The 15,802-nt window shown below is 74.5% G+C and carries 2 protein-coding genes; both read right to left on the reverse strand.

Annotated features, from left to right (window positions below; all coding sequences use genetic code 11):
- Nucleotides 1–562: 562 nt before the first annotated feature.
- Nucleotides 563–1,786 (reverse strand): FAD-dependent oxidoreductase, encoded by a 1,224-nt coding sequence (locus tag GA0070616_RS02455; RefSeq protein ID WP_091075560.1) that lies wholly within the window; start codon nucleotides 1,784–1,786, stop codon nucleotides 563–565.
- Nucleotides 1,783–15,783, reverse strand: a complete 14,001-nt coding sequence (locus tag GA0070616_RS02460) for a non-ribosomal peptide synthetase (protein WP_091075564.1) — start codon at nucleotides 15,781–15,783, stop codon at nucleotides 1,783–1,785. Before GA0070616_RS02460 ends, GA0070616_RS02455 begins: the two co-directional genes overlap by 4 nt.
- Between the last annotated feature and the right edge of the window lie 19 nt (nucleotides 15,784–15,802).

Raw genomic sequence — 15,802 nt, forward strand, 5'->3', positions numbered from 1 at the left:
GTCCAGTCCGGGCGGAAGCAGCACCAGCACACGGCTGGCCGGAGTGAGCCGAGGAGCCAGGGTGGCGGCGAGGGCGGCGGAGCGGTGGTCGTACTCCCCCCGGGTGAGAGTGCGGGCGACACCCCGCCCGTCGGTGGTGTCGGTGCCGGCGGGATAGCTCAGGTGGACGAAGGCGAGTCCCCGCGGATCCCGCTCGGCGTTCGCCCGCAGGATGTCGAGCAGTGTGGTCGCCTGGATGCCGCCGTCGAGGGCAAGGTCGGTCATGCGCGCTCCTGGCTGGAAGTCGTCTCGGTCCGACGGCGCGCCACCCGGCGCAGCCGGCTCCCGGTCACCGGCGGGCCGGCGGTGATCTCACGGGTCTCATCACCGTGCCAACGCCGCAGCGGACGGGCCGCCCTCCAACGGGCCCTCCGGCCGGGCACTCCCCGGCCCGCCCGCTTCGGGGTGCCCGCTCCGGGGTACCCGCTCCGGGGTGCCCGGTCGGCTACCCTGCCGCCCGGTCGGGTCGCGCCGGACAGGACGACAGCGGACCCCGGAGGGAATCGCCGTCGGGAGTGCCGGATCAACGCGAGGGCGTCACCTGGTCGGGGCGGACGGCGAGCTCGGGCAGGCGCTGCATCTCCTGCCACATCTTCTTCTCCGCCATGGCCAGGTAGACCCGGGTCAGCTTCCCCATCAGCCAGCGCACCGCCGGGTTGCCCGGCTCGGCGGCCGTGGCGACCTGTACGGACTGCTGGCGGACCCACTTCACCCGCTCCAGGCGACGGCGTTCGTAGTCTCGGAGCGCGGCGGCCACCCCGGCCGCAGCGGTGAGGTCACCGGCGGCGAGCGCGTCGGCCAGCACCACCCCGTCCTCCACCGCCTGGCAGGCGCCCTGGCCGAGGTCGTTGGGCATCGCGTGGGCGGCGTCACCCACGAGGGTGACCAGGCCGTCGCCCCACCGTTCGTGCCACTCGTGATACCAGATGTCGGTCCGGATCATCGCCTGGCTGGGGGTGGCGGCGACCCGGTCCCGCAGCATGGCCGGGAGCACCCGGGCCAGGTGGAGCGCGTGGTCGCGTTCCCGGCCGGGCTTCTCACGCTCGCCCGCCGGGGCCTTCCAGGAAAGCGTCCAGGCGGCCCGGTCGCCGCCGATCCGGTAGACACCACCGCCGACGCGGGTGGTGTCGTCGTGGAAGAGCTGCGGGATCTCGGGCACCAGGCCGTCCGTGCCGGCCACCACCCCCCGGTACGTGGTGCGGCCGAGGTAGATGCCGGGGACCGACCCGTGCAGTTGCTCCAGCAGGGCCGAGCGGACGCCGTCCGCGCCGACCAGCGCCGTGCCGGCGACGGTGCTCCCGTCGTCCAGCAGCGCCTCGACCCGCTGGTCGCTCTGGCGGTACCCGGTGACCCGGCGGCCGTGGTGGACCCGGATGCCGCGCTGCTCGGCGGCGTCCATGAGGATCTCCGCCAGGTCCATCCGTCCGATCGACAGCGACGGCAGCGCCCCCGGCCAGAGGTACGGGTGGCTGGACATCCGGAACCGCAGCTTCTGCGCCGAGTCGAAGCTCTCGATCGCCACCACCCGGTCGGCGGCGGCGACAAGCCGGTCCCCGAGCCCCAGCCAGCCCAGCGGGGTGGAGGCGTTGCTCCACAGGGTCAGCCCGCTGCCCGGGGCGGTGCGGATCTCCTCGGCGGTGCGCCGCTCGTACACCTCCACGGGCAGGCCGTGCCGCGCCAGCGCGAGGGCGGTGGTCAGTCCGCCCACCCCCGCTCCGGCGATGATGATCGGCCTGGACAGGCTCATCGCTGGTCCCCTTCCGCTTGGTCGGTGGTCGGTGGTGCCGGGAGGAATCCCTCGGCGACCAGTCCGTCGAGGTACCGGCCGAGCAGGTCGGTGTCCACCCGGGGTGGGCGGAGCCCGTCGCCGAGCACCTCCCGGGTGGCGCGGTCGTCGAAGACCGGCTCGCCGGGACCACTGACCCGTCCCTCGGCCAGCGGCGCGTACATCGCCAGCACCGGGCCCAGCTCCGCGTCCCCGGCCTCCGCGGCGGCGGTGACCGCCGCGTACCACTGCGCCAGCGGCACCCGGCGCACCGGCCAGCCCCGGTCGGTCAGGGCGTCGGCGAGCCGGACCAGTGGCACCTTCTCCGCCAGCGCGAAGTGGAAGGTCCGGCCGAGCGCTGCGCGGCGCCGCGACAGGCCGGTGATCACCTCGGCGATGTGGTCGACCGGGACCAGGTCGGTGGCGAGCCCGGTGTCGGGCACCAGCCCGGTCCGGACGCAGGCCCGGATCACCTGGCAGACCAGGTCGTCCCGGCGCCACACCCCGCTGCGGGTGTCCCCGGCGATCCGGCCGGGCCGGTAGACGGCGATCGGGAGACCCCGGGCGCGGGCCAGGGCGACGACCTGCTCGGCGACCCACTTGCTGTGGTTGTAGCCGGTGTCGGTGACCGGCGGCGGAACGTCCGGCAGGACGTCCTCCCGGAGCACCGCCTCCTCGACCGGCCCCTCCGGGGTGAGCCCGCCGAAGACCGACATGGTGGAGACGTAGTGCACCGGGATCGGGCGGTCCAGGGTGGCCAGCCGGAGGATCTCCACGGTGCCGCGCACGTTGCCGTCGCGCAGCATCGCGTACGGGCGCAGGAAGTGCACCACCGCGCCGCAGTGGTGGATGGCGTCGACCTCGCGGGCCAGGTCGGCGAAGCGCCGTTCGGTGAGCCCGAGTCGGGGCGCCTCCAGGTCGCCGGTGACCGCCCGGACCCGGTCGGCCGACGCCTCGTCCCAGCAGTGGTAACGACGCAGCTGGGTCTCCAGGCGCCGTTGGGCGTCGGTGTCGTCGCGCCCACGGACCAGGCAGAGCACGGTGGCGCCCTGCTCGGCGAGGTGCCGGGCCAGGAACGCCCCGAGGAAGCCGGTCGCCCCGGTCAGCAGCACCGTACCGGGCCGTTCGGTGAAGCGGACCTCCCCCACCGGGCGGATCTCCTCGGGGAGCACCACGTCGGCGCGCAGCGCCGCGACGTGCTCCGCCTCGGCCGCCGCCACGTCCACCGTCCCCTGGGCGTCGAGCAGGTCGGCGAGCGCGCCGATCCGGGACCGCTCGAAGAGCACCCGCACCGGCAGGTCCACGTTCCACAGCCGACGGATGGTGGCGTGCAGCCGGGCGGCGAGCAGGGAGTGCCCGCCGAGGGCGAAGAAGTCGTCGTCCAGCCCGACCCGCTCCACCCCGAGCGCCTCGGCGACCAGCCGGGTCAGTTGCCGCTCGGTGGCGGTACGCGGGGGCACGTAGCCGGTGTCGGCGACCGTACCGGTCGGGGCGGGCAGTGCCCGTCGGTCCACCTTGCCGTTCGGAGTGAGCGGAAGGGCGGGCAGAGCCACCACCGCGGCCGGCACCATGTACTGCGGCAGCCGCTCGCCGACGGCGTCCCGGGCGGCCCGCAGCAGGGCGTCGTCGCCGGCGGTGCCGTCGGCGGGGACGACGTAGCCGACGAGCTTCTTGTCGCCGGGGCGGTCCTCCCGGACCACGGCGACCGCCTCGGCGACGCCCGGGTGGGCGCGCAGCGCGGCGGCGATCTCGCCCAGCTCGATCCGGAAGCCGCGCAGCTTCACCTGGTCGTCGGTACGGCCGAGGAACTCCAGGTTCCCGTCGGGCAGGTAGCGGACCAGATCACCGGTGCGGTAGAGGCGTTCCCCGGTGACCGGGTGGGTGACGAAGGCCGCCTCGGTCAGCTCGGGTCGGTGCAGGTAGCCCCGGGCCAGGCCGGCACCGCCGATGAAGAGTTCGCCGGGAGCCCCGAGTGGACGGCTGCGCAGCCGCTCGTCGAGGACCCGGACCACGGTGTTGGTCACCGGGCGGCCGATCGGCGGGTGTCCACCACCGACGATCTCGTCGGTGACGGTGGCGTAGACGGTGGTCTCGGTCGGGCCGTACCCGATGAGGAAGCGTTTCTTGCCGCCCCACCGTTCGGCGACGTCGGCCGGGCAGTCCTCGCCACCGGAGCCGAGCACCTCCAGCGTCGGTACGTGTTCCGGGGCGAGGTGGGCCAACAGTGACGGCGGGATGAAGGTGAACGTCACCCGCTGCCGGTTGATCAGCTGCACGATCTCGACGCCACCGGCCAGGTCCGCCGGGGCGGGCACCACCAGGGGTACGCCGCCGAGCAGCGACAGCACCATCTCGAAGACGCTGACGTCGAAGCTGAACGGCGCGAACTGGAGCACCCGGCTCCCGTCGTGCAGTCCGGCGAGGTGGCGGGTCAGGTGCAGGTTCGCCACCGACCGGTGCTCCACGGCGACACCCTTGGGGGTTCCGGTGGAGCCGGAGGTGTAGATGACGTAGGCGAGGTGCTCGGGCCGGCAGCGCACCGGCGGATCGGTGTCGGGGAGTCCGGCCAGGTCAGGGTCGTCGATGGCGACCACGGTCGCCGGGGCGTCGATCCGCTCGCGCAGCGCGGTGGGGGCGAGCAGCACCCGGGCCCGCGAGTCGCTGATCATGAAAGCGACCCGGTCGGCCGGGTAGCTCGGGTCGACCGGCACGTACGCGCCGCCGGCCTTGAGCACGGCCAGAACCGCGACGACCATCTCCACCGACCGGTCGGCGACGATCCCGACCAGGGCGTCCGGTGCCACGCCGAGGTCCACGAGGCGGTGGGCGAGGCGGTTGGCGCGGCCGTTGAGTTCCGCGTAGCTCACCGACTCGTCACCGAAGATCACCGCCGGGTGGTCGGGAGTGGCGGCCACCTGCCGGGCGAAGAGCTCCGGCCAGGTCTCGGTGGGCAGGTCGGCGACCGGGCCCCGGCCCCACTCGGCGAGCTGCGCGGCCTCGGCGGCAGGCAACTCCGGCAGGGCTGCCACGGCCCGCTCCGGGTCGGTCGCGATCTCGGTCAGCAGCATCACCAGGTGGGCGACCATCCGGTCCACGGTCGCCGGGGTGAAGAGGTCGGTGGCGTACTCGGCGACCAGTCGCCACGCCCCGCCGTCGGTGGGAACCACGGTGACGGTGAGGTCCGTCTTGGCAGTGCCCGGGTCGACCTCCAGGGGCTCGGCGGTGATCCCGGCGAACCGGCGGTCGGCGGCGTCGACCCGGTCCACCAGGGCGAACCCGACCTGCGCCAGCGGGGTACGGGAGAGGTCGCGGGTGATGCCGAGCCGCTCCACCAGCACGTCGAAGGGGACCTCCGCGTGGGCGTACGCCGCCAGGCAGGCCCGGCGGACCCGCCCGATCAGCTCGGCCACGCTCGGGTCGCCGGCCAGGTCCGCGCGGAGCACCAGGGTGTTGGCGAGGAACCCGACCAGCGTCTCGGTCTCCGGACGGTCCCGCCCGGAGACCGGCACGGCCACCCCGAAGTCGCTCTGCCCGGCGTACCGGCCGAGCATCAGCTGGTACGCGGCGAGCGCCACCATGAAACCGGTGGCGTCGTACCGCCGGGCCACCCCGGTCAGCCGGTCGACGACCCCGGCCGGCACCTCGGCGTACCGCTGCCCGCCCCGGTTGGTGCGGGTGGCCGGGCGGACCCGGTCGGTGGGCAGGTCCAGCACGGGCAGCCCGGCGAGCCGGTCCACCCAGTGCCGCAGTTCCTCGTCGTGTTCACCCCGCTCCAGGCGGTCCCGCTGCCAGGCGGCGACGTCGGCGTACTGGAGGGCCGGGGCAGGCAGGTCGACCGGCTCCCCGGCCACCCGGGCCCGGTAGGCGGTCACCAGGTCACGGACCAGGACCTGGGTGGAGCCCTGGTCGCCGATGGTGTGGTCGAGGGCGAGCAGCAGGTGGTGTTCCTCGTCGTCGACGCGGAGCAGGGTGACCCGCACCAGCGGCGCGGTACCCAGGTCGAACGGGGCGGTGAGCCGGTCCCTGGTGAGCGCGGCCACCTCGTCCGGCCGGGCGTCGAGCAGCTCCACCGGCACGGTCAGCTCGGGGAGCACCACCTGCACGGGTTCGCCGTCGCGGACGTCGAAGCGGGTGCGCAGCGGCTCGTGCCGGGCCACCACCTCGGCGAACGCGGCGCGGAACCCGTCGACGTCCAACGGGCCGCGCAGGCGCACCGCCGTGCCGATCACGTACGCCCCGCCGCTGGTCGGGTCGAGCTGGTGCAGCAGCCAGAGTCGACGTTGCGCCGGGGAGACCGGCAGCACACCGTCGCGTGGCAGCACCGGGATCGCCGCGGTGGAGCCGCCCTCGTCGGTGCGGAGCAGGCCGGCGAGGGCCGCCACGGTGGGCAGGTCGAACAGTGCCCGCACGCCGGTGTCGACGCCGAGCGCCGCCCGGGTCCGGCTCATCGCCCGGGTGGCGAGCAGCGAGTGCCCGCCGAGGTCGAAGAAGTTGTCGTGCACGCCCAGCCGGTCGACGCCGAGGACCTCACGCCAGATGTCGGCCAGCGTCCGTTCCAGGTCGTCGCGCGGGGCGACGGTGTCGGTCTGGCTGTCGTCACCGGCCCGGGTCGGCTCCGGCAGGGCCCGGACGTCGAGCTTGCCGTTGCCGGTGCGGGGCAGCTCGGCCAGGACGGTGAGGGTGGCCGGGACGAGGTACTCCGGCAACAGCCGTCGGGCGTGCTCGCGCAACGCCGCCGAGGTCGGGGCGGCGTCGGGGCGGGGCACCACGTACCCGGCGAGTTCGGTGTCGTCGGCGCGCCCGGCGCGGGCCACCACGACCGCGTCGGCCACCTCGGGGTGCTCGCGCAGCACCGCCTCCACCTCACCCGGCTCCACCCGGAAACCCCGGATCTTCACCTGGGTGTCGGTGCGGCCGAGGAAGTCGAGCGTGCCGTCGGGCAGCCAGCGGGCCCGGTCACCGGTGCGGTAGAGCCGCTCGCCGGTGTGCGGATCGGTGACGAAGCGTTCGGCGGTCAGCTCGGGGCGGCCGGCGTAACCGAGGGAGACCCCCGGTCCGCCGATGGCGACCTCGCCGGGCCCGCCGAGGGGCACCGGCCGCAGCGCCGGGTCGAGCAGGAGGATCCGCAGGTCGGGCAGAGGACGGCCGACCCGGTTACGGTTCGGCTCGGCCAACTCGGTGGCGCGGACCCGGTGGAAGGTGGCGTGCACGGTGGTCTCGGTGGTGCCGTACATGTTGACCAGTTCGGGCTGGTCGTCGCCGTACCGGTCGAACCAGCCGGCCAACGCGCGGACTTCGAGGGGCTCTCCGGCGAAGACCACGTAGCGCAACGCGGCCAGCCGGTCCGCGGCGGTTGCCTCCACGGTGGTGAGCTGCCGGAACGCGGTCGGGGTCTGACTGAGCACGGTGACCCGGTGCCGGGCCAGCAGCGCCCGCAGCTCTGCCGGTTCCCGGCTGGCCAGGTAGGGCACGACGACCACCCGGCCGCCGGTGAGCCAGGCCCCCCACAGCTCGAAGACCGACACGTCGAAGGCGACCGGGTGGAACATGCTCCACACGTCGTCGGGGCCGAGGCGGAAGAGGGTGGCGGCGCCGGTGACCAGCCGGACCACGTTGCGGTGGGTGACCATGACGCCCTTGGGGCGACCGGTGGAGCCCGAGGTGTAGATCAGGTAGGCGACGTCGTCGGGGTCCTCCGGGGCGCGGTCGGCCGCCGTCGCGACGGGCGCAAAGGTGGTGGGGGCGACGACCGGGCCGGTGAATCCCGCGAGGTCCGCGTCGGCGACCAGTGCGGTGACCCCGGCGTCGTCGAGGACGTAGCGCATCCGCTCCGCCGGCCAGGCCGGGTCCAGCGGCACGTACGCGGCCCCGGCGTCGAGCACGCCGAGGACGGCGACCAGCAGGTCCAGCGAGCGGTCCAGGTGGATGCCGACCCGGTCGCCGCGGGCCACGCCGGCAGCGTGTAGCCGCCCGGCCAGGTCGGCTGCCCGGTCCCGCAGCTCGGCGTAGCCGATCCGGTCGTTCCCGCACTCGGCGGCGACCGCGTCGGGGGTACGCGCGGCCTGCTCGCGGAAACGGGTGAGCAGACCGGGCGTCTCCGGCTGGGGTGTGGTGCGGACCCACTCGTCGAGCAGGAGCCGTCGTTCGTCCTCGGTGAGCGGGGCCAGTTCGCCGAGGCGACGACCCGGGTCACCGGACAGGTCGGCCAGGATCAGCCGGTACTGGGCGATCATCCGGTCCACCGTCGCCGGATCGAAGAGTTCGCGGTCGTACTCGACGCGCAGGCGCAGCCCGTCGTCGTCGGGAACGAGCATGATCGACAGGTCGAACTGGGCGGTGCCCGGCCGCAGGTCCACCGGGGTCACCACGGCCTCACCCATCGCGCGCGCCGCCGCCGGGGTGTTCTGCACCGCGAAGAGGACGTTGAACAGCGGGGTCTGCGCCCGGTCCCGGACCGGGCGCAGCCGCTCCACCAACAGGTCGAACGGGACGTCGGCGTGCGCGTACGCGTCCAGGCAGGTGTCCCGGACCCGGTCGAGCAGCTCCCCCACGGTCGGGTCACCGGTCAGGTCGGCGCGCAGCACCAGGTTGTTGACGAAGAACCCGACCAGCCCCTCCAGCTCGGTGCGGGGCCGCCCGGCGACCGGCGAGCCGACCGCGAAGTCGGTCTGCCCGCTGTACCGGCCGAGCAGGAGCTGACAGGCGGCCAGCCCGACCATGAAGAGGGTGGCCGAGCGACGGCGGCCCGCCTCGGTGGCCCGCGCGACCAGGTCGGCGGGGATCCGGTCCCAGCGCAGGTCACCGGTGTAGGCGCGGCTGACCGGGCGGGGCCGGTCGGTGGGCAGGTCCAGGGTGGGCAGGTCGGCGAGGCGCTCCCGCCAGTGCTCGACCTGGGCGGTGGCCCCCTCGCCGGCGGTCCACTGCCGCTGCCAGGCGGCGTAGTCGCCGTACTGGACGGGCAGGCCGGGAAGCCCGGCGGCGGTCGGGTCGGCCCCGGCCACGTACGCGGCCACCAGGTCCCGGGCCAGGATCTGCACCGACCAGCGGTCACAGATCGCGTGGTGCAGCGCCAGGTGCAGCACGTGCTCCCGGTGGGTCAGCCGGATCAGGGTGGCCCGCAGCAGCGGCGCGACGGTCAGGTCGAAGGGGCGACCGGAGAGCCCGTCGAGAGTCTCGGCGAGGGTGTCGGCGTCGGCCGCCTCCACCCGATCCAGCGGTACCACCAGCGCGGGTGCCACCACCTGCACCGGTTCCCCGTCGGCCTCGTGGAACGACGTCCGCAGCGTCTCGTGCCGGGCCACCACCGCGTTCAGCGCCCGGTGCAGGGCGTCCGGGTCCAGCGGGCCGGTCAGCCGGACCGCGCTGTCGACCGCGTACGCCCCGGCGCTGCCCGGGTCGAGCTGGTCGAGGAACCACAGCCGCCGCTGCCCGGAGGAGGCGGGCAGCACCCACCGGCCGGACAGGTCCCCACCGACCTGCGGCATGCGGAACTGCGCGGCGATCGGCGGCAGCTCGACCGGGGTCGGGCCGGCGGCCTGCTCCGGGGCCGGGTCGGAGCCAGTCCGGGCGGGCTGCGGCAGGGCAGCGGCGAGAGCGGCCACGGTGGGCCGGGCGAAGACCGTCCGCACCGGCAGGTCGGTCGCCAGGGCGTCCCGGACCCGGGCCACCAGCCGGGTGGCGAGCAGGGAGTGCCCACCGAGGGCGAAGAAGTCGTCGTCGCGGCCCACCCGGTCGAGGGTGAGCACGTCGGCGAAGATGCCGGCGACGGTCTGTTCGACCGGGCCACGCGGCTCGACGTAGGTACCGATGTCGGGGCGGAGCCCGTCCGGGGCGGGAAGCTTCGCGCGGTCGACCTTGTTGCGGTTGGCGGTCAGCGGCAGGGCGTCGAGGAGCACCAGCGCCGCGGGGACCATGTAGTCGGGGAGCCGGTCCCGGCAGGCGGCGTGCAGCTCGTGGGTGAGCGCGACGCGGTCGGCGCCGTCCGGGTCGTGCAGGTCGGCGTAGCCGACGAGGCGTTGGTCGCCGGGGCGGTCCTCCCGAACCACCACCACCGCGTCCCGCACCCCCGGATGCCCCCGCAACACCGACTCGATCTCCCCCAACTCGATCCGGTGCCCCCGCACCTTCACCTGGAAATCGACCCGCCCCAGAAACTCCAACCCACCATCAGCCCGCCACCGCACCACATCACCCGTCCGATACACCCGCGCACCGGACACCTCCGGATGCCCCACGAACCGCTCCGCCGTCAACTCCTCCCGACGCCAGTAACCCGCCGCGACCCCCGCACCACCGATCCACAACTCACCCGGCACCCCCACCGGCACCCGACGACCACCCGCATCCACCACCAACAACTCCGTGTTCGCCACCGGAACACCCAACGGCAACGAACCCTCCCCACCCACCACCCGGTACACCGTCGACCACACCGTCGTCTCCGTCGGCCCGTACAGGTGCCACACGGTGGCGCCGAGGTCGTGCAGCCAGTGCGCCAGGTCCGTGGGGACCTTCTCCGCGCCGGCCAGGGCGGTGAAGCCGGCCGGTGGTCGCCAGCCGGCCTGCTGGAGCAGCCGCCAGGTGGTGGGGGTGCCCTGGAGGTAGGTGACGCCGCTGCGGGCCAGCCGCTCGGCGAGGCGTTCGCCGTCCACGACGGTGTCGTGCGGGATCATCTCGATCCGCGCGCCGGCCACCAGGGGCAGGTAGACGTCGAGGACCGGCATGTCACAGGAGATGGTGTTCGCCGCGCCGACCACCGCGTCGGTCGGCATGCCGGGGCGCTCGGCCATGGTGAGCAGGAAGTTGACCACCGGTCGGTGCGGCAGCAGCACCCCCTTGGGGCGCCCGGTGGAGCCGGAGGTGTAAATGACGTACGCGAGGTCGTCCTGGCCGGGGCCGTCGGGGAGCGGGTCGACGGGGCGCTGCGCCACAGCCGACCAGTCGGTGTCGAGCCGGAGCACCCGGACCGCCCCGGGCAGCGGCTGCGGCAGGAGCCCGACCAGGTTCTCCTGGGTGAGCACCGCCGTCGCGCCGGAGTCGTCGAGGATGAACGCGATCCGGTCGGCCGGGAAGTCCTTGTCGATCGGCACGTACGCGGCCCCGGCGCGGAGCACACCGAGGAGCGCGACCAGCACCTCGCAGGAGCGCTCAGCGAGCAGCGCCACCTTGTCGCCCCGGCCCACCCCGAGGGCACGCAGGTGGTGGGCGAGCTGGTGGGCCCGCGCGTCCAGCTCGGCGTAGCTGAGCCGGGTGGTGTCGTCGGCGACGGCGATCCGGTCGGCGTGCCGGGCGAAACCCGCGCTGACGTACCGGTCGACGCTGGTCTCGGGAATCTGGGGACGGGTCCCGGTGCCCCAGCGGGTCAGCCGGGCCCGTTCCTCGGGCGGGAGCGCCGGCAGCGTCGACAGCGGACGGTCGACGCCGTCGGCGAACGCGGTCAGCACCATCCGGTAGTGGGCGAGCAGCCGGTCCACGGTGTCGGCGTCGAAGAGATCGGTGTTGTACTCGGCGACGACCCGCTGGGCGGTGCTCTCCGGCCCGGTGGGGAAGACGGTGAAGGTCAGGTCGTACTTGGCGGTGGTCTCCGGGGCGCGCAGCGGGGTGGCGGTCAGCGCGCCGAGGCGCAGCGACGGCGCCGGCAGGTGCGCGGCGATGAACATGACCTGGAAGAGCGGGCTGTGTGCCAGATCGCGCTCCGGGCGCAGCCGCTCGACCAGCCGTTCGAACGGCACGTCGGCGTGGGCGTACGCGTCCAGGCAGACCGCCCGGACCCGGTCGACCAGCTCGCCGACGGTGGGGTCGCCACCGAGGTCGGTGCGGAGCACCAGATTGTTGGTGAAGTAGCCGATAAGCGGCTCCAGCTCGGGGCGGTACCGGCCGGAGATCGGCGAGCCGACCGGCACGTCCTCGGTGCGGCAGTAGCGGGAGAGGGTGAGCGCGTAACCGGCGAGCAGCGCCATGAAGAGGGTGCCGCCGCGCGCGGCGGCGAGCCCGGTGAGCCGGTCGACCAGCTCCGCCGGCAGCTCCGCCTGCCGGGTCGCGCCCCGGTGGGTCAGGACCGCCGGGCGGGCCCGGTCGGTGGGCAGGTCGAGCACCGGCACGTCGGCGAGCTGGGTACGCCAGAAGTCGAGCTGCCGTTCCTCGGCCGGCCCGCCGGCCCACTCCTGCTGGGCGTCGGCGTAGTCGCCGTACTGGACGGGCAGGTCGGGCAGGGTCGGCTCGTTCCCCGCGGCCAGGGCGGTGTACGCAGTGGAGAGTTCGGTGGTGAGGGCCTCCACAGCGAGCCGGTCCCCGACGGCGTGGTGCAGGGTGACCAGCAGCGCGGCGTCGTCCGGTCCGCAGATGGCGAGGGTGATTCGCAGCAGCGGTGGCACGGCCAGATCGAACGGGCCGACGGCCTCCGCCCGGAGCAGCTCGGCCAGGGCCGCCTCGGGGTCACCGGCGGCGCGCAGGTCCACCTCGGTCAGCGGCGTGGGGACGTGTGGGTGGACCACCTGCACCGGCTCACCGTCGACGGCGGCGAACCCCGTCCGCAGCGACTCGTGCCGCTCGACGAGCAGCGCGACCGCGCGGTGCAGGGCGGGCACGTCGAGCGGACCGCGCAGCCGCAGCGCCCCGTAGAGGTGGTAGGCGGTGGCGGTGGCCGGCTCGAACTCGGTCAGGAACCAGACCCGCCGCTGCTGGAAGGAGGCGGGGAACCGGATCGTGCCGTCGGCTTCGGGGTGGCGGACGCCACGCCGGACCGCCGGGGCCGACCCGCCGACCGGCGACGCGTCGGTGGGCCGGGTGTCGGCCGGGGACGCGCCGGGCAGGGCGGCGGCGAGACCGGCGACGGTGGGCCGGGCGAAGACCGTCCGCACCGGCAGGTCCACCCCGAGCGTGGCGGCGATCCGACCGATCACCCCGGTGGCGAGCAGCGAGTGCCCGCCGAGGGTGAAGAAGTCGTCGTCGCGGCCGACCCGGTCCACGCCGAGCACGTCGGCGAAGATCCCGGCGACGGTCTCCTCGACCGGGCCGCGCGGGGCGACGTACGTGCCCTCGCGACGGGCCGGGTCGGGTGCGGGCAGCGCCCGCCGGTCGATCTTCCCGTTCGGGGTGAGCGGCAACGCGGCCAGTGGCACGAAGACCGCCGGCACCATGTACTCGGGCAGCCGGTCCCGGCAGGCGGCGCGCAGGTCGTCGTCGGAGACCGGACCGCCGACGTGGTAGGCGACGAGGCGTTGGTCGCCGGGGCGGTCCTCCCGAACCACCACCACCGCGTCCCGCACCCCCGGATGCCCCCGCAACACCGACTCGATCTCCCCCAACTCGATCCGGTGCCCCCGCACCTTCACCTGGAAATCGACCCGCCCCAGAAACTCCAACCCACCATCAGCCCGCCACCGCACCACATCACCCGTCCGATACACCCGCGCACCGGACACCTCCGGATGCCCCACGAACCGCTCCGCCGTCAACTCCTCCCGACGCCAGTAACCCGCCGCGACCCCCGCACCACCGATCCACAACTCACCCGGCACCCCCACCGGCACCCGACGACCACCCGCATCCACCACCAACAACTCCGTGTTCGCCACCGGAACACCCAACGGCAACGAACCCTCCCCACCCACCACCCGGTACACCGTCGACCACACCGTCGTCTCCGTCGGCCCGTACAGGTTCCAGACGGCGGCGCCGGTGCCGGCCAGGGTGTGGGCCAGCTCGGGCGGGAAGACCTCGCCGCCGCACCAGACGGCGAAGCCGGGCGCGGGTCGCCAGCCGGCGGCCAGCAGCAGCTTCCAGGTGCCCGGGGTGGCCTGCGCGACCGTCGCGCCGACCTCGCTCAGGTGGGCGGCGAGTCGCGTGCCGTCGCCGGCCACCTCCCGGGGTACGACGTCGACCCGACCGCCGGCCAGCAGCGGGCCGAAGAGCTCCAGGGCGGCGATGTCGAAGGAGAGGGTGGTGAGCGCGGCGAGCACGTCGTCGCGGCCCAGTCCCGGCCGTTCGGCCATGGTGGCGAGGAGGTTGAGCAACGCGCCGTGCGGCACCGCGACCCCCTTCGGGGTACCGGTGGAGCCGGAGGTGTAGATGACGTACGCGATGTCGTCGGCGGCGGGCGTGGCGGGCCAGTCGCCGGCGGCGGGCAGGTCGGCGTCGGGGTGCGCCCGGCCGGTGCCGTCGGCGGCGGGCAGGTCGGCGTCGACGCGGAGCAGCGGGGTCCCCGCCGGCAGGGCGTCGGCGGTGGTGGCGTCGGCGAGGACGAGCGTCGCCCCGCTGTCGGCGAGCACGAACCGCACCCGGTCGACGGGGAGTGCCACGTCGATCGGCAGGTACGCGGCCCCGGCGCCGAGCACGCCGAGGAGGGTGGCGGGCAGGTCCACGTCCCGCCCGACGGCCACCCCGACGAGCTGCCCCGGGGTGACCCCGGCGGCGCGCAGGGCGGTGGCGATCCGGCGGGCCCGGCCGACCAGTTCGCCGTAGCTGAGGCGGCCGGAGACCCCGGTCACCGCGGTCCGGTCGGTGTCGGCGTCGGCGTGCGCGGCGACCAGTTCCGGCAGGGTCCGCGCCGGCACCGGCCGGGACGCACCCCGTCCCCAGGTGGTGAGCTGTTCGCGTTCGGTCTCGGTGAGCAGCGGCAGCGCGCTGATCGGCCGGTGCGGGTCGGCCACCGCGCCGTCGAGGACCATCCGCAGGTGGGCCAGGAGCCGCTGAGCGGTGGCCGGGTCGAAGAGCGCCGTGTTGTACTCCACGGTCACGTTGAGCCCGCCGTCGGCGCGGGGCACACAGGTGACGAAGAGGTCGAACTTCGCGGTGCCCGGGTCCACCCGGAACAGCTCGGCGGTGATCCCGCTGGCGGTCAGCGCCGGCAGTGGCACGTTGCCGAAGACGAACATCACCGAGAAGAGCGGGCTGCGGGCCAGATCCCGGTCCGGGCGGACCCGCTCGACGACCCGTTCGAAGGGCACGTCGGCGTTGGCGTACCCGTCGAGGCAGGTGGCACGGACCCGGTCGAGCAGTTCGGCGAAGCTCGGGTCCGCGCCGGCGTCGACGCGCAGCGGCAGGTTGTTGACGAAGAAGCCGATCAGGTGTTCCACCTCGGCTGCGCGGCGACCGGCGACCGGGGTGCCGATCGCCAGGTCGTCCTGGCCGCTGTGCCGGGCCAGGACGGTGGCGAAGCCGGCGAGCACGGTCATGAAGAGGGTGGCCTGGTGGTCGCGGCCGAGGTGTTCCAGGTCGGCGACGAGCCCGGCCGGGAACGCCTCGGTGACGGTGGCCCCGTCGAAGGTCTGCGTCGCGGGGCGGGGCCGGTCGGTGGGCAGTTCCAGCGGGGGAAGCCCGGCCAGCCGGTCGGCCCAGTAACCGAGCTGGCCGTCCTCCTCTTCGCCGCCGACCCATTCGCGCTGCCAGGCGGCGAAGTCCCCGTACTGGATGGGCAGCTCGGGCAGGGCCGGCTCGACCCCGGCCAGCGCGGCGTCGTACGCGGTCAGCAGCTCGCGGACGAAGACCGCGCCGGACCACTGGTCGTAGACGGCGTGGTGGAAGGCGACCAGGAGCACCCGGTCGCCATCGGCGATGTCCAGGAGGGTGGCCCGGAACAGCGGCGGCCGGGTCACCTCGATCCTGCGGCGGAGCAGCTTCCGGATCCGTCCGGCGAGGCGCTGGTGCACCTCGTCGGTGGGCAGACCCGGCGGCACCAGGTCGGCGACGTCGATCCGCTCGATCGCGACGGTGAGGCTGGTCGAGACGGCCTGGACCGGTTCGGAGTCGACCAGGACCAGGCCGGTACGGAGCGTCTCGTGCCGGGCGACCAGGGTGTCCAGCGCCCGCTGGAGCGCCGGGACGTCCAGCTCACCCCGGATGCGCAGTGCGCCGTGCTCCACGTAGGAGGCGCTGCTGTCGGGCTCCAACAGGTCCAGGAACCAGAGCCGCCGCTGCCCGAACGAGGTCGGCAGCAGGTACGCCTCCCGGGTGCGGGCCGGGGTTTCTTCGACGCTCACGCGGACACTCCTCGCTGCG

The sequence above is a fragment of the Micromonospora nigra genome (assembly GCF_900091585.1).
GTDB classification, from domain to species: Bacteria; Actinomycetota; Actinomycetes; order Mycobacteriales; family Micromonosporaceae; genus Micromonospora; species Micromonospora nigra.

Bases quoted from the DNA above. Each gene is read 5' to 3' on its own strand.
- GA0070616_RS02455 (WP_091075560.1), bottom strand. From the start codon at position 1,786: ATGAGCCTGTCCAGGCCGATCATCATCGCCGGAGCGGGGGTGGGCGGA.